Source organism: Tessaracoccus lacteus (assembly GCF_029917005.1).
GTDB classification, from domain to species: Bacteria; Actinomycetota; Actinomycetes; order Propionibacteriales; family Propionibacteriaceae; genus Arachnia; species Arachnia lactea.
Map to the genome: position 1 here is coordinate 73470 of NZ_CP123967.1, position 19200 is coordinate 92669.

Below are 19200 nucleotides of genomic sequence, written 5' to 3' on the forward strand. Positions count from 1 at the left end.
TCGACGGTGTAGGTGTGGCCGCCGTCGGTGAAGCTGAACCCGCGTTGGGCCCGCCGCTAGAGGTGCCCGACGATGGGCTCCAGTCGCAGGATCTCGTGGAGGATGGCGTACCGCTCGGGCTCGTCCGCCTGGACGTAGCGGGCGCGGAGCGCGTCGTCGCGCAGGAGGTGCAGCGTGGCCATCGAGATCAACTCGCGGGTGGTCGCCATGCCCGCGGCGCCGTAGGTGACGCACTCGATGAGGATGGCGGGGATGCCGTAGCCCTCCTTGAGCAGGCGGCTGATGACGTCCTCCTGCGGCGCCTTGCGGCGCTCACGGATGGCGGGGCGCACGTCCCACAGGTAGAACCAGAGCATGGGGACGCTGCCGCGGAGCTGGCGCACAATGCTCGCGATGCGGCCCTCCGGCTCAGACGAGGCCGGGTCGAAGGACGGCTGGTCGAACAGGCGCTCGAGGTGGCGGGCCATGCGGTCGATGCGCGAGTCGGTGAGCCCGATCACCTTCGCCGCGACCTCCGTCGAGTAGCGCAGAGACACGTCGTCAAGCCGGGCGCGCCCGGCCGCCACCATCTCCGCCACCAGAGCGTCGGCCCGCGATTCCATCAACCCCCGGTACCTCGCCGCCACGGTTTTCGGCGCGAAGTAGCGCGCGATCTTGCTGCGCTGGAGACGATGCGGCTCGCCGTCCATGGAGAGGATGGGCTCGTCGGCCATGGTCCCGTCGGGGATGGACTCGGAGTTGAAACCGGCCTGTGCGGTGGCATCGCGTTCACGCAGGATCTGTCGGACGGCCTCGGTGGAGCGCACCCGCCACACCCCGTCGACGCGTTCGACCGGGGTGCATCGGCCTCCCCGGGCTTGACGGAGATGCGACGGCAGGCTGTCTCGGCACTCATGTCTCCAGGCTAGGGCGGCGCCGCAGATTCGGTCGTGGATCCGTGGGTCCCGAGCCGGTCAGCAGCCGCAGGACGCCCGCACGATCAGCTCCGGCGTGAACACCTGGCCCTTCCCGCCTGGGTGGAGCAGCTGCCGGACCGCGGCTTTCGCCATGGCGGCCATCGGGACGCTCGTCGTCGTCAACGGGGGGATGGTGAATTCGGCCTCCGGGGAACCGTCGAAGGACGTGATCGCGATGTCGTCGGGGACGGACCGGCCGAGTCGGTGCAGGCCGGCGATCAGGCCGATGGCCTGCTGGTCCGACATGGCGAACACCGCCGTGCAGTCGGGGAAGTCGCGCACCAGACGCTCCGCCGCCTGGCGGCCACCGGCCGACGACCAGTTGACCCGGATAATGGCGTCGCGTGGTAGTCCCTTCTCAGCGAGGACGTCGCGCCAGGCGCGCTCGCGATCGTCAACGACGGTGTGGCTGTCCGGGGTGTCCGACCCGGCGACCAGGGCGATCCGCCGATGTCCGTGCACCTCGATGAGGTGCCGCACCGCCTCTCGACCGCCCTCGTAGAAGTCGGGCAGAACGGAGGTCGCGTCGATGTCGGGCGGCACCAGGCTCAACCGGACCATCGTGATCTTGTTGCGCAGGATCACCTCGACGGCGGCGGGCTCGGGCGCGGCCGCGGTGATGATGCCCGCGACCAGGTGTCCGCTGAGCGACTCGACCAGCTCGGCGAGATGCCCCGTCGACCCCTGCGCCAACACGAGGTTGACCCCGGCAGCCCGTGCCTCCACCTCGACCGCCTGCGCCAGCGCCGCGAAGTAGGGGTTGCGGACGTCCGGCACCACGAGCCCGACGAGGTCCGAGCGCCCCATGATGAGCGACCGCGCCGCCGCGTTGGGCCGGTACCCCAGCTTGTCAATGGCGTCCAGCACCCGTTGTCGCGTGGACTCGGCCACCGGCCGCGGCCCGTTGTTGACCACGTAGCTGACGACGGCGGAACTCACGCCGGCGAGGCGGGCGACGTCGTCGCGGGTCGCCCCGCGTGTCGTCCGCACCGCTCCGCTCGACATGCTCTCCTCCTCACAGCTGTGGCCAAGCCTAGGGCCGCGGCCCGCGGCGGACGAAACCGCCTCAGTCGACGGCGTCGACGAGGTAGATCAGCGCGTGGTCGGGGTGCACGGACGCCTCCATGAGGCCCGCGGAGGCGAGCAGGCTTCCGGGCAGGACGACCCCGGCCTCCTCGGCCACAGGCACCAGCTTCGGCGGTCGTCCATGGGTGAGGTCGACGGTCTCGGTGGCCATATCGCGCTTGACGCCCCACCAGGCCGGCGGCCGCAGACCGGACGGCACTCGCCCGACGAGGACGGGCGAGACGCGGTAGCGGCGGGCCGGGTCGAGCCCGGGCATCCGGAGCCGTCCTCGCAGGCTCGTGACGTGGGTCGACACCGCGGCGTACGAGTAGATTGCCCGCGAACGGTCCGGGGCGACGACGCCCGTCGCCGTCAGCGAGTCGTCGGGGAAGTCGAGGCGCACGAGGTCACCGCCGTGCAGGAGGTCGCGGTGAGCCTTGTGAAAGGCGATCCACTCACCCAGCTCGGCCAGTTCGTCGTCGGACGCCTGGCGCAGGTCCCACTCGATGCCGAGGTGCCCGAACAGGGCGGTGGCGGCTCGGAAGTTCAGCTCGTGGGTCCGGCCGGTGGTGTGCGAGGTGAGCGAGGCGATGTGCGAGCCCAGCATCTCCGGCGGCAGAAGCTGCTGCGTCCAGCGCATCATGTCCTGTCGCTCCAGTGGGTCGATGCAGTCGGACACCCACACTCGGTCGGTCCGCTGCAGGACGCCGAGGTCGACGCGGGCGCCGCCCGACGAGCACGACTCGATCTCCAGCCCCGGATGGGCGGCCTTGATCTCGTCGATCAACCGGTACACCGCCTCGGTCTGGGCGTGCACCCCGGCCCGCCCGAGCGGGTGGGTGCCGGCGTCAATGAGGTCGCGGTTGTGGTCCCACTTGATGTAGCTGATGTCGTACTCCGCCAGCATCGCGAAGATCTGGTCGCGGATGTGGGCGTAGCACTCGGGGATGCCGAGGTTGATCACCTGCTGGAACCGCGTCTCGACGGGGGTCCGGCCGCCGGTCGCCATGATCCACTCGGGATGCGCGCGAGCGACGTCGGAGTCCTCGTTGACCATCTCGGGCTCGAACCACAGGCCGAACTGCATGTCGAGCTCCTTGACCCGGTTGACCAGCGGGTGGAGCCCGTTCGGCCAGACGTCGCGGGACACCACCCAGTCGCCGAGACCCGCGTGGTCGTCGCGACGGGCGCCGAACCAGCCGTCGTCGAGCACGTAGCGCTCGACGCCGACGGCGGCGGCCTTCTCGGCGAGCTCCAGCAGCGGCTCCAGCGAGTGATCGAAGTAGACGGCCTCCCAGACGTTGATCGTCACGGGGCGCACCGACGACGGGTGCTGCGGCCGCGACCTCAGATAGCGGTGGAACCGGCGGGCCACCTCGTCGAGGCCGACGCCGTAGGACCCGTAGAGCCAGGGGCTGGTGTAGGACTCGCCCTGGGAGAGGACCATCTCGCCGGGGAGGAGGAGCTCTCCGCCGCCGATGACCTGCTCGCCGGTGAAGTTCCGCTCGGCGAGGTGCGTGTGGTTGCCGGACCAGCCGACGTGCACGCCCCACACCTCGCCGTCGGCGAAGCTGAAGCCGGGCACACCCGCGTGCAGGACTGTCGCGGCGTCGGCGCCGGTGCGGCCCTTGCGGCCTTCGCGGACGTGGGAACCCACCGTGAAGGCGCGGCGCTGCGGCACCCGCTCCTTGGCCCATCGGCCCGCCTGGTCCTGGAGCTCGGACGCGACGGTCGGGACGGGGTAGGCGAGGATGAGGTCGTCGACGCGGTAGTCGTCGTCGCCGGTGTTGACCAGCGCCGCCTGGCTGCGCAGCACGCCGCCCGCGGTGAGTTCGAGGGTGAGGGTGAGTTCGAGGCCGGCCGCGTCGTCGCGGGCCACGACGGTGAGGGTGCCCGTGCCCAGCTCGATCAGCGACGGGGCCTCGTCGGACGCTTCGCGCGGCTCGCCGTCGATGAGGAGGGTGTGCGTCACGAACCGTGGCGACCACGCCGAGCCGTCGGGCCGCGAGCCGCTGAGGCCGGGACGGCCGACCCAGCCGGCCCAGTGCTCGGGAAGGATGGCCAGCCGAGTGGGGTCGTCGACCATGCTGGGGGCCGCGGGCATCACGGCGGTGAGCGCGAGGGTGGCGACGTCGTCGAGGGTGAGCTCACCGGGATCCGCGCCCCAGTGGAGGAGCGCGGGGAGGCGGCCGGCTGCGAGGTCGACGACGACGCCGACCCCCTCGGACCGCAGGGTGACGAAGGCGTTGACGGGGTGGCTCATGGGATCCCTCCTGGATCTGGCCGTGCTGTGTGGAGGAGCGGGCCGGCGAGTTAGCGGCACTCCGTTGGCCGCCGGTCGTCTACTCATGTAGACATCATGGTTGCACTTGCCATGGAACAAAATCAAGCGTGAAAGATCCGTCGATAACGAGTTTGTAACGGGGGGTTGCGCTACGGATGTGACGCGCGTAGATTCCATCATGCAAACCAGCACACCCCCGGGCAGAGTCGCCGGGGCCCATCCCAAAGAGGGGAACGTGGTGAGTACAAGAGCAACCGAGCCGGACCTCGTCCCGAACCGCAAGCGCCGCAGCGACCTGCTCACGGCACTGCTGTTCATCGCGCCTGCCGGCGTCGGATTCGTGGTCTTCTACCTCGTGCCGGCCATCCGCGGCTTCTACTTCAGCTTCACGCAGTACAACATCCTGGGGTCGCCGACCTGGATCGGCACCGACAACTTCGAGAAGATCGCCGTCGACCCGCTGTTCTGGAACGCGATGGCCGTGACCATCTGGTACGTCATCCTCAACATCGGCTTCCAGACAGTCATCGCGATCGTGCTGGCGGTGCTCATGCAGCGCCTCACCAAGTCGATCGTCCTGCGCGGCGCGCTGCTGCTGCCGTGGCTGATCTCCAACGTCATCGCCGCGATGCTGTGGTTCTGGCTGCTCGACTACCAGATCGGCCTGTTCAACCAGGTCATCGAGTGGCTGGGCGCCTCCAGGATCGCGTTCTTCGCCGACGAGAGGTGGGCGATCCCCACCATTGCCTTCGTCAACGTGTGGCGGCACATGGGCTACACCGCGCTGCTCGTCTTCGCCGGTATGCAGACGATCCCGAAGTACGTCTACGAGGCCGCGTCCATCGACGGCGCGTCCGAGTGGACGTCGTTCTGGAAGATGACGCTACCGCTGCTGCGTCCGGTGCTGGCGATGATCCTCGTCATCACGGTCACGGGCTCGTTCCAGGTGTTCGACACCGTCGCAGTGACCACGCGAGGGGGACCGATCAACGTCACCCGCGTGATGCAGTACTACATCTACCAGAAGGCCTTCGGAGAAGGTCAGTTCGGCTACGGCTCGGCGCTCGCCGTGATCCTCTTCATCATCCTCGCCGGCCTGGCCGCCATCCAGCTGCGGATGCTGCGCGCCGGCGAATCGGACCTGGCGTAAGGAGTCTGACCCATGACCAGCCACGCTGACACCACCGTCGACGACGCCCCTCAGACGCGTCGCAAGAAGTGGAGCGCCGGGCGCATCGTCGCCTGGGTCGCGATGATCGCCTTCCTGATCCTCACCCTCTTCCCGTTCTACTGGATGCTCCGCACGGCGCTGTCGACCACCCGGTCGCTGCCGTCGGACCCCTCATCCCTGCTGCCGGTCGACTTCACCTTCGGCGCGTTCGAGCGGGTGCTCGGGCTCGCCACGCAGGAGGAGGCCATCGCCGAGGGCGGCTCGGGCGCCTCAGTGAACTTCTGGCTCTACCTGCGCAACTCGATCGTGTACGCCGCCGCCGTCACCGTCGGCCAGGTGTTCTTCTCCGCGATGGCGGCATACGCCTTCGCCCGCCTGCGCTGGCCCGGCCGCAACATCGTCTTCGGGATCTTCCTCGGGGCGCTGCTCGTGCCGCCGATCTTCACCAGCCTGCCCAACTTCATCCTCATCAAGAACATGGGCCTGCTCAACACCTTCCCGGGCATGATCCTCCCGACGTTCCTCATGACCCCCTTCGCGATCTTCTTCCTGCGCCAGTTCTTCCTGGGCATCAACCGGGAGATCGAGGAGTCCGCGTCGCTCGACGGGGCGGGACCCTGGCGGACCTTCTTCCGGATCATCCTGCCGATGAGCACCGCGCCCATCACCACCCTCGGGATCCTCACCTTCATCACCGCATGGAACGACTACTTCTGGCCACTGCTCGTCGGCAACACGGAGGGCACCCGCGTGCTCACGGTCGCGCTCGGCGTGTTCCGGTCCCAGACCCCCGCCGGCTCGCCGGACTGGGCGGGCCTCATGGCCGCCACCCTGGTGGCCGCCATCCCCGTCCTGGCGCTGTTCTTCGCCTTCGCCCGTCGAATCATCGACTCCATCGGCTACTCGGGCAGCAAGTAACCGCCGCCCGACCCCTAGACCCACCCACTCCTCCCCGTCACGAAAGGACACCACCACCATGGCCCGATTCCAGCTCCGCAAAGCCGGCACGGCCCTCGCGGCCCTCACCGCCCTGACCCTGACGCTCACCGCCTGCGGCGGCGACAACGGCACCACTGAGCCGGGCGCCACCGGCGCCGGCGACGCGCTCGACACGTCGGCCGCCTCCGGCGAGATCGACTACTGGCTCTGGGACAACAACCAGAAGGCCGCCTACCAGCAGTGCGCCGACGACTTCAAGGAGGAGTCCGGCATCACCGTCACCATCACGCAGTACGCCTGGGATGACTACTGGACCGGTGTCACCAACGGCTTCGTGGCCGGCACCGCCCCTGACGTCTTCACCAACCACCTGTCGAAGTACCCCGAGTTCGTGTCCCAGGGCCAGCTGGTCCCGCTGGACGCCACCCTTGAGGCCGACGGCGTCGACGTATCGAACTACCAGGAGGGGCTCGCCGATCTGTGGGTCGGCCAGGACGGCCAGCGTTACGGCCTGCCGAAGGACTTCGACACCGTCGCCATCTTCTACAACAAGGCCCTCATCGAGGAGGCCGGCGTCGACGAGGCCGAGCTCGCTAACCTCGACTGGAACCCCCAGGACGGCGGCAGCTACGAGAAGATGATCGCCCACCTGACCGTCGACACCAACGGCGTGCGCGGTGACGAGCCCGGCTTCGACAAGAACAAGGTCGCGGTCTACGGCCTCGGCCTCGACGGCGGCTCGGGTGGCGGCAACGGCCAGACCCAGTGGTCCATGTACACCGGCACCACCGACTGGACGATCACCGACAAGAACCCGTGGGGCACCAAGTACAACTACGACGCCCCGGAGTTCAAGGACACCATCACCTGGATGGGCTCCCTGGTAGAGAAGGGCTACATGCCCAGCATCGAGGCCGTGACCGGCCAGAGCTCCGCCGACATCTTTGGCGCCGGCAAGTACGCCATGATCACCAACGGTTCCTGGATGATCAACCAGATGTTCTCCTACACCGACGTCGAGACCGGCCTCGCGCCGACGCCCACGGGCCCCTCCGGTGAGCGCGCCTCCATGTACAACGGCCTCGCCGACTCCGTGTGGGCCGGCTCGGACAACAAGGCCGCGGCCGTCAAGTGGGTCGAGTACATGGGCTCCGCCGCCTGCCAGGACATCGTCGGTGAGGCCGGCGTCGTGTTCCCGGCGATCCCCTCGGCGACGGACAAGGCTCAGGCCGCCTTTGCCGATCGCGGCATCGACGTTGAGCCCTTCCTCGTCCACGTGAACGACGGCACGACGTTCCTCTTCCCGATCACCGATTACGCGTCGCAGATCACCAACATCATGCAGCCGGCGGTCGACGCGGTGTTCTCGGGCAAGGCTGAGCCGGAGTCGCTGGACGCCGCCAACGAGCAGGTCAACGCCCTGTTCAACGGCTGATCCACTGACCGACGGGGGGCCGGGCGGGCGACCGTCCGGCCCCCGTCTGGTCTGGGTTGAGCAGATGGCACGTGTCGCGGCCGAGCCCACGCTCAGGCGTGCCGGAGCGCCGGAGCGCCGGAGGTCGTGCCGGAACCGGACGAGCCGGCCTGCCCTGTATTGCTGGCGGTGGCGCACCGCGGGGGGACCTCCGCGACTGGTGCCATCTGCTCAACCCATCCCGCCCCACAGGAGGAGCCATGCCAAGCCTGACCGTCCCGACGCCGGACCTGGTCCGGGTCCAGTCCGGACCCCGCGACGCCTGGCGCGCCCCCGCCGCGGCCGGCGTCGCCGTCGACCTCATCCCAACAGCCGACGGAGGACTGGCCGTCCGGCTCGCCACGGCGGGGACGCCGCTCAGCCGAGTGCATCTCCGCTGGCGCCGCGCGCTTCCCGCGGACGCACTCATCCTGGGCGACGCCTGGGAGCGCACCTACGGCGACACCTGCTGGCAGCCGCTGCGCCCCGACGTCGCGCACCCGTGGATGGTGCTCGTGCACTCGCCAGCTGCCGGGTCCACGTGGGGCGCCGGCGTCGACGTCCGCGCCGGATCGTTCGCCTTCTGGACCGTCGACGACGGGGGCGTCTCGCTCTGGCTCGACGTCCGCGCCGGCTCCGCCGCGGTCTTTCTGGGGGACCGCCAGCTGACCGCCGCCGTCGTCCGGTTCGTCGACGGCGGCGACCCCTTCACGGTCCAAGGCGCGTTGGCCGCCGCGCTCTGCCGCGACCCGCGACCCACCGGCCCGCTCGTCGGTGCCAACAACTGGTACTACGCCTACGGCCGCGGCTTCGACGCCGACGCCGTCGTCCGCGACGCCCGCACCATCGCCGACCTCGTCGGCGACCATCCCGTCCGGCCCTTCGGAGTCGTCGACGACGGGTGGAGCATCGACGGCACCGCCGACGGCCTGCCCGCCTCGGGCGGGCCCTGGGACGTCGGCCGCCCGGGTGAGTTCCCAGACATGGCGGAGGTCGCCGCCCGCATCGCCGCGGAGGGAGTGCGACCGGGGATCTGGTTCCGCCCGCTGCAGCACCGCTGGCGGCCCGAGGCCGGCGGCCTGCGCCCCTGGGAGGGCGGCTGGGCCCTCGACCCCAGCCATCCCGCGACGCTCGAGCGGGTCGCCGCCGACGTCCGACGCATCCGCGACTGGGGCTACGACCTCATCAAGCACGACTTCTCCACCTTCGAGGCGCTCGGTCAGTGGGGGCCGACCATGGGCCCGCGTCCCATCGCCGACGGCGTGCACGTCCACGACCGCACCCGGACCACCGCCGAGGTGCTGGTCGACTTCTACCGAGTGATCCGGGGTGCCGCCGGCGACGACGGTGTCGTGCTCGGCTGTAACGTCGTCGGGCACCTCGCTGCGGGCCTCGTCGAGTCGCAGCGCACCGGCGACGACACCTCCGGCCTGGTCTGGGAGCGCACCCGGCGCGTGGGCGTCAACACGCTGGCGTTCCGGCTGGCCCAGCACGGCCGGTTCTTCGCAGTCGACGCGGACTGCGTTCCCAGCACGCCGGCCACCGACTGGGGCAAGAACCGGCAGTTCCTCGACCTGATCGCCCGATCGGGGACGGTGCTGTTCGTCTCGGTCGACCCGGCCACGCGCACCCAACGGGTCGACGCGGATCTCGCCGTCGCGCTGAGACTGGCCCTCGACGGCGGTGCCCCTGGGGGCGTGCGGCCGCTTGACTGGCTGCACACTGCCACCCCGTCCCGCTGGGAGGCCTGCGACCGCACCGTCCACTACGACTGGCTCGCCGACGACGGCGCCGATCCGTTCGACGCGACCGAGTCCGCTGCCCCGTCCGAGTGAGGGAGACCTGCACTGTTCTCGCTGTGGGGCTTCCTGCGTGCATAGGCACAGGAGAGGCCCCCGGTCAAGTCCTCTTGAGTGGTGTATCGAGGCTTTGTCGGGTTCCTCGTGGTCGCGTGGGTTGTCAGGCGGCGAGTGCCGCGTGGCCGGGGTCGTCACTGGTCTCGGTTGCCCACGCCATGTAGAGCCCGCGTGCTCGCGCGACGTAGCCGGCAGCATCCTGGGGGCTGGAGGTGAAGAGCGAGCGGTACAAAACAGTCACACGTCAAGGCCATCGGCCCGTGGTCGAACCCGAGAGCTATGCGAGACGGTGATGCCGTCCCCTCATGTTGCTCGTGCGGGATGGCTCTCACGGCGCTGGAGCTGACATCTCCCTCGTCTTGACCCAAACGGTGCCACCGTGAAGCCCGAACTGGCGCGCCAGCACGATCACGCTGACGCGCTGCGCGCGGGCTGTTCGCATAGCGTCCACTTCCTCGTCCGTGTGCCGTGTTCGAGGTTGGTTCTTTGGTTCGGCCGACGCGCCGGTCAGTGGTTCATCTGACTCCCCGACAGGGTCGGCATCCTCGCAGATGCCTTGATTCCACGCGGATAACGAGCCCCGCGACCCGGGGTCGCCTGATCCCGCAAAGCTCCATTGCGTCCACAACCGAAACCCCTAGTCAGTAGCGGCTGGCTAGGGGTCTCTCCTTCTTGGCTAGGACTGCGGGTCAGGCCACGGTTACTCTGCTAGCCACGAAAGGCGAGCCATGACCAGAGGAGAAGCCGTCACCAGCCGCTCCACTAACCTGAGAAGCTGCAGCTGGACAACTCTCAGCGCTTCACTGGTCCGCGCGGCGTCCTGTAGTCCGATGACCGATGCCGACTGAGGCTGTCTGGCGGCGAGGGTGGTGAACGAGGGGACGCAACCGCGCTGGGAGCCGCCGATCGTCCGCCCGCTGTACGTCACGTCGCGGCGGGCAGCCGAGCTCCTGGAGGTGCCGTACTCGAAGGTGCGCGGGCTATCCTTCGTCATGGAGATGCGCTACTTCGGAGATGAGGGCGGCGCGCCACGGATTCTGCTGTCGTCGATCGACGAGTTCATTCGCCTCCGAGACGAGGGGCAAGATGCCAGGGCAGTGATGGCCGAGCGGAGCGGTTTTCAGGGTTGGCCGCCGTCCCACCGCCAGGTGTACTGGGCGCCACCCCCTAAGCGGCGGAGGCGGCGCTGGTACTAGGGCTTTGTGGTCCCAAGAGCTGGATGAGAGCTGTTGGCAGGGTGGATGTCACGCACGAGGCCGGCGATCTGGGCGAGGAGGTCGGATGGTGACGCGTCGAGGTCGAGGGTGTGCGCGATGATCCGGACGCCCACCTGCTTCACCACGTGTGTCCGCTCATCCTCCGCCCCCTTCGCGTAGACCAGGTGCCCCTCATCGAGCCCGAGAACGGTGCAGTAGGCGAGCAGCTGGTAGAGGTCCGCCTGGGGGAAGCCGCTGGGCTTCTCCGCCTTGTACTTCGCGTCGACCACGAGCCGCGCAACGCCCTGCTCCAGCCAGACGAAGTCGGGCTTGACGGGGACGGTCTCCGCTTCGTCGAGGAAGGCACCGTATTGCAGCTGCGACCGGCCGCCGAAGGGTCGGATCGCCTCCCGCAAGGCGACCGTCACGAAGTCCTCGAAGATCTTCGCCATGTTGAGCAGGTAGCCGGTGACCACGGTGTCGCCCACGCGCTGCTCGAAGGACCGGCCTCCCAGGATCAGCTCGGCGAGCTCAAGCGCGGGAACGTAGCGGGCATTGAGTCGGCTGGGCGTCCAGCTCGGCTGCACCCCGCTATGCAGGCGCGAGACGTCCGCCAGTTGGAGGCGGAGCCGTTGGAGCCCGCCGCGGTGTCGTCGGCCCACACCGGGCAGGGCCAGCAGACGCTGGGCGGCGGCGAGGATGAGCTGATTCTCAGGGATGTCGACGGTGAAGTCGTCGTAGCGCACCTCCAGCGGCACCTCGCGCCCGAAGCGTCGGCGGAGCTGGTCCGCCTCCCGGATGCGACCCCGCAGCACGGGCAGGCTGTCGTCGACGGTCACGTAGCCCTTGAGCAGCCCCTGGTCCACAGCCCGGCGGGCGAGCGCCAGGAAGGCGTCCGCGAGCGCCTCGGGCAGAGCGACGTCCTGGTCCAGGTGGACCAGATCGTCTCGCCAGTGGCTTGGGCGGCGGGCGAAGCCCATCAGGAACACCAGCCGGTTGATGTCGATCTTGGGACGGAGGATCACCTCAAGCCCAGCCACCTCGATGACACCGACCTGGGTGCCCGCAGCCACCTCCCACCAGCCGGACCGATCGGCCCTTGTCATCGTCAGGGCACCGGACGCCTGCAGAGCCTCGGCGGTGCTCCGGCTCAGGTGGACGAGCTGGGGAGGCTCGCCCTCACGAAGGATCAGCGGCCGCGTCGTCATCGTCCGCCTCGACAGGCTTCTTGGATGCGGCGACGCGCGCCAAGATGGCGTCGAGGCCGTAGCGCTTGCGCACATCGATCCCGTCACCGAAGTGGTGCTCCTCCAGCAGAGGCAGGATCGCGGTGCGCCACGCTCGATCCAACCCGCCGTCGGCGTGCACCGCGTCGCGCATCAGGTACGAGGGACCGATCTTGAAGTCTTCATCCTCGATCCGTCGATTCAGTGCGTCGAGCAGATCGGCCACCGTCTCGTCGCGCCCGGTCGCCACCAGCCAACGACGCAGGACATCGCTGGTGGGAGGCTCCGACGGGTGGAGCGGAACGAACGCGAAGCGGCGGCGCATCGCCGCATCGACCAGCGCGATCGACCGGTCGGCAGTGTTCATCGTCCCGATGATGAACACGTTCTCCGGCAGCGTGAAGCCGCTGTCGTCGTCGGTGGCGTAGAGGAGATCGACGTTCTGGCTGCGGTACTCGAGCAGGAAGTACAGCTCGCCGAAGATCTTGGCGAGGTTGCCGCGGTTGATCTCGTCGATGATGAGAAAGTAGGGCGTCGACGGGTTGTCCCGCGCCGCGTCGACCACCTTCCGCAACGGCCCAGGCTTGAGCTTGAAGCCACCCTCTTCCAGCGGTCGGTAGCCCTCGAAGAAGTCCTCGTACGAGTAGGCGGGATGGAACTGGACCAGGCGGACGTTGTCGCCGGCCAGGTGGGCTGCGAGGTGCTGCGCGATGAACGTCTTGCCGGTGCCGGGAGGGCCGTAGAAGATGAGCTGCGGCCGGTCGCGGAGCAGGTCGATGCACTCCTGCAGCCAGGACTTGTCGACGTGCAGGCGCTCGGCAAGCTCATCGGTGGCGTCGGGGAGCACCAGCTCGCGAACCGTCGGCGACGGTACCGGCTCCTCCACCTGGGTTGGAGTGAGCAGCTCCTCGAGCAGCTCGAGCTGCTGGCTCATCTCGACGACGTCGTACTGCACCTGCAGCCGGGACTTGATCTCGGGGGCGAGGTCGCCGTAGTCATGCCTGTCCGGCGACCAGTCGACGTCGCGACGCAGATTCGACAGGCCCCCGGGTGAGGGGGCGTACTCGGCTGGGCCGGTGATCGTGCCCACGTGGAGCTTGCCCTGGCTCGTGGTGACAATCACGTCGCCCAGGCGCATGCGCGTCAGGAAGGCGTGGAACTCGTCGAGTTTCGCGGCCTTTGCCGCATACGAGGTCTGCGAGTAGTCCTCGTCGACGACCTTCTTCAGCTCCGCTCGGCTGATGCCCGCCTCGACCTCGCGGAGCTTGGCGGCTCGCAGGGACGCGAACCCAGCGCCCAGCCAGGTGGGCACCAGGTCGTGACCGTCGACCGAAGATCCCCGCACCAGCCAGGCGCGCCGTGGGAGAGGTTCGAGAACTCCGATGATCTCCAGATACTCGCGGAGGTCCTCGGCGCGGACCCGCTGGGTCTCGTCGGCGTTCCCGGAGGGGCCGAAGATGACGCCCTCGGCTTCGAGGGCCTCGCGCTGTGTAGGTCGAGAATTGTCGGCCCAGCCGAAGCCGGCGACGGGTCTGCCATCCTTCCCGAGCACGCGGTGAGCGGCCTCGGCGCCGCTCCCGTTGGTGAAGTTGCCAACCTTCTGCGGGTTCGTGGACGCGACTGCTGCCAGGTCGCCGTAGGTCGTCCACGTCCCGGCTTCCACCGCCTCCAGGGCGGCCTCGAGAATCACGTAGTAGGGGGGACGTTCATAGCGGGACGAGTCCTGTGGCTCTCGAGCATCAGAAGGCCCGGGATCGACCAGGCCCTGCGCCAGGGCCTCGAGGCGTTCTGCCGCGCCGTTGCGGTGGGCGCCGAAGACAGTCCGCGCGCCGTTGATCGTGTTCTGCAGGTCCTGCAGGAGAGCGGTACGGGGCACGAACTCCGGCTGCCACCGGACGGGCAGATAGTGACGCCCCATGCCCGTTGCGGTGGGGTCGTAGCCGTAACCCCCCATGCACCGGCCCACTGCGATCATGCCCGGGTGCGTCACGAGCGGCATCACGACGATGTCGCCGAGGGAAATCAGGGAGCGGAAAGCCCACAGTTGGCCTGTGGTGGCAGCACGGCTCGGCCGGGACTTGTCCGGGTAGAGCTTGTCGACGACTCCGCGCACCTGTTCGCGGCTGGTGAGATGTGTCATGTCCGGGACGTCGGACCATCCGATGCTGGCGCGGCCGAGCTGGAGGTTCGAGGCTTCCGCCTCCCCCTTGCTACCGGCCCGGACCACCCAGGCGCGTGCGGGGCCCGCATCGCGAGCCGGGGCATCTTGCTCGGATCCACCACCCTGCAGCGTCATGCCAGCTCCTCTTGGAGCGCGGAGCGGTACGGAGTACCCGTGTCGATCGCGACCTGCATCGCGTCATAGACCTCGAGGATCATGTCTTTCGTGCGGAAGGTGCCGTGTGCCGCGACGTCCTTCCGCTTGACGATCGGGAAGCTCTCCATGATGTAGTCGAGATCGTCGCGGGTCACCCCGAATAGTTGAAACAGGGCCGCATCGAGCTCGGCCATGAGTGAAATCCTCAGTGCAGGGTCCCATGGATTCACTTGGGATACTCCGCGGATTTCCATCGCCATAGGCTTCATGGATTCGCTTGTGCAACTCAAGACGACCACCCGTTGGGCGAACCAGTCCCGTAGGGACTCAAGCACAGTCCATGGACATGGCCCCTCGAATCGAGACGGAGGCAGGAGGGGCAGCTGACGGAGATACGTATAGGTCAAGTGAAGTCCTGCGACCTTTTGTCGAGCCATGAAGTCGACGACGAATGAGTTCCATTGCGCGAGTAGAAGGTGTGGAGCTGAAGCGAAGTAGAGAGGGTAAGTGTGACCAACTCCTGCTCTTGGAAGTGCTGCCGAAATGATAGTTCTCTCATTCGTGCTGCTCGTTACGTCAGAAAAACCAGTAAGCCATTCGGGCAACTCTGAATCGACCAGTTCCTCACGAATCCAAACATTGGGAATCGCCTCGCGTTGCGGGTCGAGGTGTTCTTGGTCAGTCAGGTAGCGAGGCTGGTTTTGGCGCTTCGCAGCGGTTGCACTCTTCACAACGTCTGCATCGCGATGATCGTAGGCGGACAGCATCTTCGCCTCGTAGAGGGGGAGCATGCGCTCGACCTGCTGCGTCATGGGTGGACCTCCTGATTCCAAGGCGCGCAATAGGGGGTGCCGGACGCTTCGGCCTCGGCGAGGGCGTCGTAGGCCGCGAGGATCAGTTCCTTGGTGCGGTAGCTGCCGAATGCCGCCTCGTCCTTGCGCTTCACGATCGGGAACGTATCAAGCACGTACGACACGTCGTTGCGGCCAAGGCCGTAGATGTGGAACATCAAGGCGTCTAGCTCTGCCCTGACCCGTGCGCGCTCGTCAGGATCGGCGATCCAGCCGTTCAGCCGGTCGACTCGTAGGTCGATCCACGACGCGAGCGGCCGGTCGAGCGGGACTTGCTCTCCCATCACATCGCTGGGGGCAGGAATGGGCTGCTGTGAAATAGTCCCGAAGGACATCGAGGTACCGCCGAGCTTCTGGCGAGCCACGTAGTCGAGTGCGAATGATGACCAGTATGCCTGCAGCAACCGGTCGCCTGTCGACGGAAGAGCCAGCATCCACTTGTGGCCGTAGCCCTGGCTTGCGGGCACCATCGTGGTGATGACCGTGCGTGCGTCGGTTGCTCGGCACACGTCCCTCCAACCGACGAACCCGGTCTTGTTCCACCGCCCGGCGAGCTTCCGGTCGATCTCCGACTCGGCCACCCAGTAGCGAGGAAGTGGGGCCAGGTGGCGGGCCTTCTCCTCCTCTGTCATCGCACGAGTAGTCCCGTCCGGCTCGTAGGTAGCCCACCGGGTGTCGTAGAGGTGGAGCATCTTGGCTTCATAGAGCGGCATCATTCGCTCCACTCCGGCCGAGGTGTTCTCTCTCTCTCTCTCTCTCTCTCGGCTGCCGCGACTGGGCGTTCGAAGACGTTGCCGTTCAACGTCCAGCCGTCAGCCTCGAGTTCGTCGCGGGTGTGGAAGAGATGCGAGTCATTCGACATGTCGAACATCCTCATAAAGCTGATGCCCCACGGGTTGCCATTCACTGGGTCGTTCTCGTTGATCAGCACAGGCACGCGGCGGTAGATGCCGAGCGTGATCTCGGCGTCGCGGCGGGTGCGGAAGATCGGGCAGGTTCCGGTGTTGGGGTTGAGGAGCTGGATCTCCTCGGGGGTGAGCTCGAAGCGGGCGTCGTCCTTGAGTAGGTCGGACGGGTCGTGCGCGAAGAACGCGAAGTCCGCCTTGGGCACGCGCTCACCGCGCCCTGCGAGGGTCAGCAGGCAGAACTTGAACGATCGGTGCACGCCATCGAACAGAGGCTTGGCGTTCTCGAAGTCATACAGACTGACGAGGGACGCGCGCCGGACCAGGTCCTTGAAGTAGTACTGCGTCGTGGCGTCGGTGGCGATGCCAGTGGGCAGGATCATCCCCATCCGCCCTCGGTCGGCGATGAGATGCCGGCTGCCTTCGGCGAAAACCGCGTAGGTGTTGATGTCACCCCTGCCCGTCAGCGGGAAGCGGCCTGACAGACGAAGGAAGTGCGACTCGCCCCCCGCCCGGCGAAGGGCAGCGCCGTACTCCTCGAAGAGGGCTGGGTCGGTGTCCGCGAGCTTCTTGATCAATCGCTTCCGGGCGGCGGCGTTGGCCGCCGTGGCGATCTCTGGGTCGCGGGAGGCGAAGAACTCCTGCTCCTGGAGCTTCACACGCTCCCATGGAGGGTTGCCGAGAACGACGTCGAAGCCTCCGGTCCAGCCGAGCGCCTCGTCCTGGCCGCCGGGGCGGAACAGGTGGGGAACTCGACGTGCCAGTGGAAGAACCGGTACTCGGTGGCGAGCGCCTGGATCGTGTCGGCCGTGTCGGCTGGGAGGCTCTCGCCCCGCTCGATGGATCGGACGGTGCTGTCTGTGATCGCCTTCGGTGCGCCGGGCAGCTTGGGCCAGACGAAGCTGGCGCACCAGGCGTCGGCTACGAGTCGGAGTCGCTGGACGGCCGGATCGGATTCGAGGGCATGCAGCTTCTGCTGCCGGGCGTGCACGTCGGCCAGTGACGCTGCACCGATACCGGTGATGAGGCTGGCGAGGTCCTGGGCGAGCGTCGGATCGACCGTGGGAGCCGGCGCTGCGAACAGCTCGTCCTGCCCCGCGCGCTCTGCCTTATTCTGCTTCTTCAGTGCGGCGGTGACCTTCTTGTCGTCGCCCTCTAGGACGGCGAACGCGTCGTCGGGAACTCCGCCCGAGATGAGGCCCGGGGTGGTGCCCATCAGCGAGTTGCCCACCTTGATCTGGGCGTCGAGGAACGCAAGCGGACGGCCGGGGTCGAGGGTCTCCAGCCAGAGCGACACCTTCGCGAGCTCGGCGGCGAGCGGGTTGATGTCGACGCCGTAGATGCACCGGCCCACCACGTCGGAGAGAGCCTCGCGGATCCGCTCAGGCGGGGGCTCAGGGTCGCCGGTGCGGATCGTCGCGACGCGCTTGGCGATGCGGCGGGCGGCGGCGACGAGGAAGTGGCCCGAGCCGCACGCTGGGTCGCACACGGTCAGGGACAGGAGCGCCGACTCCGGGTCGGGCTGGCGTTCCGCCCGGTCGAGGACGGGGTCGAGGGCCGAGTCGAGGAGGCACTCGATGAGGGAGGTGGGCGTGTAGTAGGAGCCCGTGGACTTGCGGTCGTTGCCGGCCGAGTTGAGCAGCTCGAACTTGCGACGACCGGCGTCCCACGAGGGGACGTACTCGAGCAGGGTCTCGTAGATCGAGCCGAGCTCCTCCGCGCCGAGGTTGCGGTAGTCGACCACCCGCCTGACGCGCGACCCCGCCTCCTCGATCAGGCTGAGCTGGCGTACCGCGCGCAGCAGCGCCTCGTTGGAGAGCTCCGCGTTGCGGAAGACGTCGAGCGGGCCGGCGTCGTACAGCCCGCCGATGCCGATGAGTCCAAGCTCAGGGCGCCCGTCGACCGAACCGAGGCCGTCCCAGACGAGGTTCAGGGCCCGCCACTGATCCGTGTGCCGGGTGCCGCGACGACGCCGCGCAATGCGGCGGAGTCGGGCGGTGGAGAAGAATTCGACGTAGCGCTGTCTCGTGCTGGGCGCAGCGTCGGGATCGAGCAGCAGTCCGCGGTCCTCGGCCACGAAGGTGAACAGGAGACGGTAGACCACCCGCAGGAGGGCGTGGTTGACGTCCTCGATGCGCAGGGTCCCGTCGGTCAGGCTGTCGCGCAGCGCACCGTTGGCATGATGGGCGAGGAAGCCGGTTCCGAGGGTGGTGATGGCCTCGCGGACGCCATCGCGGAGCTGGTCGAGGGCCCGGGTGCCGGACTCGAGCGACTCGCCCCGCCATGCCTCCAGCCAACAGGACGCGGCACCCTTCTGTGGATCTCGGATCGCCAGGCGGGACTCGTGGCACACGCTGAACAGGACGAGGAAGTCGGCGAAGAGGTCGCCGTCGAAGATGGCCTCCAGGTCGAACTCGACGTAGGACGAGCCGACGAGCGATGTCGAGTCGCGCAGCAGGCGCAGCGTCACACCGTTGGACAGCACCGCCCAGAGGTGCTCGTCGGACCGGTTGAGGAGCTCCTGCACCATCGACTGCGGCGACTGGGAGGCGGCGCCCGCGACCCCCTGCGTGCGGCGGTCCAGCTCGACGCGATGACCCAGCAGGTGGATGGGCACCTGCTCCCACAGGTGCGAGATGCGTGCGCTCTTGCCCTCGACCTGCAGCCCGCCCGCCGGCGTGGTCGAGACGCGCCCGAACCCGAGCTCGCGCAGCAGGATGAGGAGCCACCGCTCGCGCGTGAGGCTTGTCCCGCGGTCGGACTCCGGGAGGCGCTCGGCGGCCTGCCGGTAGGTGGCCCACACGCCGGTCAGATACGCCCAGGCCCTGTTGGCGGCCTCGCGGACGGACTCGCCCGGAGCGAGATGGTAGTCGGCGGAGGACTGCCCGGGCAGAGCGCCGACAGAGATGCGCGACAGCAGTTCGGCAGGGATGAGGCCACCCTGCACGCGGACACCGACGAAGGATTCACCAGCCATGACT

General features: G+C 68.1%; 14 protein-coding genes. 4 read left to right on the forward strand and 10 right to left on the reverse strand.

The annotated features are described in order from the left end of the window. Positions 1-56: 56 nt before the first annotated feature. The 3 genes from QH948_RS00400 to QH948_RS00410 all read right to left on the reverse strand — a co-directional run bounded on the left by QH948_RS00400 (position 57) and on the right by QH948_RS00410 (position 4284). A complete protein-coding gene (locus QH948_RS00400; protein WP_281145014.1) occupies positions 57-806 on the reverse strand; it encodes a cytochrome P450 in 750 nt (249 codons plus the stop codon). 147 nt (positions 807-953) lie between these two features. Continuing rightward, positions 954-1961 (reverse strand): LacI family DNA-binding transcriptional regulator, encoded by a 1008-nt coding sequence (locus QH948_RS00405; protein WP_281145015.1) that lies wholly within the window; start codon positions 1959-1961, stop codon positions 954-956. A gap of 61 nt (positions 1962-2022) precedes the next feature. Next, positions 2023-4284, reverse strand: coding sequence for an alpha-galactosidase (locus tag QH948_RS00410; protein WP_281145016.1), 2262 nt, complete (start codon positions 4282-4284; stop codon positions 2023-2025). A 259-nt stretch (positions 4285-4543) separates the two neighbouring features. On the opposite strand from QH948_RS00410, the gene QH948_RS00415 reads away from it, so the two are divergent. The 4 genes from QH948_RS00415 (at position 4544) to QH948_RS00430 (ending at position 9703) form a co-directional block, all read left to right on the forward strand. After that, positions 4544-5455, forward strand: a complete 912-nt coding sequence (locus tag QH948_RS00415) for a carbohydrate ABC transporter permease (protein WP_281145017.1) — start codon at positions 4544-4546, stop codon at positions 5453-5455. 12 nt (positions 5456-5467) lie between these two features. After that, on the forward strand, positions 5468-6394 hold the full coding sequence (locus QH948_RS00420; protein WP_281145018.1) for a carbohydrate ABC transporter permease: 927 nt from the start codon (positions 5468-5470) through the stop codon (positions 6392-6394). 58 nt (positions 6395-6452) lie between these two features. Beyond that, entirely contained in the window at positions 6453-7850 is a 1398-nt protein-coding gene (locus QH948_RS00425; RefSeq protein ID WP_281145019.1) for an ABC transporter substrate-binding protein, read from the forward strand. A gap of 239 nt (positions 7851-8089) precedes the next feature. Further along, positions 8090-9703: an alpha-amylase family protein gene (locus QH948_RS00430; RefSeq protein WP_281145020.1), complete on the forward strand. Its 1614-nt coding sequence runs from the start codon at positions 8090-8092 to the stop codon at positions 9701-9703. A gap of 124 nt (positions 9704-9827) precedes the next feature. Here the strand turns inward: QH948_RS00430 and QH948_RS00435 are convergent, their stop codons facing one another. The 7 genes from QH948_RS00435 to QH948_RS00465 form a co-directional block, all read right to left on the reverse strand. Next, positions 9828-9965 carry a hypothetical protein gene (locus tag QH948_RS00435; RefSeq protein WP_281145021.1) on the reverse strand — a complete coding sequence of 46 codons (138 nt, stop codon included), beginning with the start codon at positions 9963-9965 and terminating at the stop codon, positions 9828-9830. A gap of 951 nt (positions 9966-10916) precedes the next feature. After that, positions 10917-12128 (reverse strand): McrC family protein, encoded by a 1212-nt coding sequence (locus QH948_RS00440; protein ID WP_281145022.1) that lies wholly within the window; start codon positions 12126-12128, stop codon positions 10917-10919. Continuing rightward, positions 12100-14442, reverse strand: a complete 2343-nt coding sequence (locus QH948_RS00445) for an AAA family ATPase (RefSeq protein ID WP_281145023.1) — start codon at positions 14440-14442, stop codon at positions 12100-12102. Before QH948_RS00445 ends, QH948_RS00440 begins: the two co-directional genes overlap by 29 nt. Then, positions 14439-15275 (reverse strand): hypothetical protein, encoded by an 837-nt coding sequence (locus QH948_RS00450; RefSeq protein WP_281145024.1) that lies wholly within the window; start codon positions 15273-15275, stop codon positions 14439-14441. Before QH948_RS00450 ends, QH948_RS00445 begins: the two co-directional genes overlap by 4 nt. Continuing rightward, on the reverse strand, positions 15272-15895 hold the full coding sequence (locus tag QH948_RS00455; protein ID WP_281145025.1) for a hypothetical protein: 624 nt from the start codon (positions 15893-15895) through the stop codon (positions 15272-15274). Before QH948_RS00455 ends, QH948_RS00450 begins: the two co-directional genes overlap by 4 nt. Positions 15896-16026: 131 nt before the next feature. Then, positions 16027-16878: a hypothetical protein gene (locus QH948_RS00460; protein ID WP_281145026.1), complete on the reverse strand. Its 852-nt coding sequence runs from the start codon at positions 16876-16878 to the stop codon at positions 16027-16029. Beyond that, complete coding sequence (locus QH948_RS00465; protein ID WP_281145027.1) at positions 16875-19196, reverse strand: DNA methyltransferase; 2322 nt, start codon at positions 19194-19196, stop codon at positions 16875-16877. Before QH948_RS00465 ends, QH948_RS00460 begins: the two co-directional genes overlap by 4 nt. Positions 19197-19200: the final 4 nt, after the last annotated feature.

What these genes read in the sequence shown, in the direction of transcription:
- QH948_RS00450 (WP_281145024.1), bottom strand. Translation starts at nt 15,275, where the DNA reads ATGACGCAGCAGGTCGAGCGCATGCTCCCCCTCTACGAGGCGAAGATG.
- QH948_RS00440 (WP_281145022.1), bottom strand. Translation starts at nt 12,128, where the DNA reads ATGACGACGCGGCCGCTGATCCTTCGTGAGGGCGAGCCTCCCCAGCTC.
- QH948_RS00445 (WP_281145023.1), bottom strand. Translation starts at nt 14,442, where the DNA reads ATGACGCTGCAGGGTGGTGGATCCGAGCAAGATGCCCCGGCTCGCGAT.
- QH948_RS00420 (WP_281145018.1), top strand. Translation starts at nt 5,468, where the DNA reads ATGACCAGCCACGCTGACACCACCGTCGACGACGCCCCTCAGACGCGT.
- QH948_RS00465 (WP_281145027.1), bottom strand. Translation starts at nt 19,196, where the DNA reads ATGGCTGGTGAATCCTTCGTCGGTGTCCGCGTGCAGGGTGGCCTCATC.
- QH948_RS00430 (WP_281145020.1), top strand. Translation starts at nt 8,090, where the DNA reads ATGCCAAGCCTGACCGTCCCGACGCCGGACCTGGTCCGGGTCCAGTCC.
- QH948_RS00425 (WP_281145019.1), top strand. Translation starts at nt 6,453, where the DNA reads ATGGCCCGATTCCAGCTCCGCAAAGCCGGCACGGCCCTCGCGGCCCTC.
- QH948_RS00405 (WP_281145015.1), bottom strand. Translation starts at nt 1,961, where the DNA reads ATGTCGAGCGGAGCGGTGCGGACGACACGCGGGGCGACCCGCGACGAC.
- QH948_RS00410 (WP_281145016.1), bottom strand. Translation starts at nt 4,284, where the DNA reads ATGAGCCACCCCGTCAACGCCTTCGTCACCCTGCGGTCCGAGGGGGTC.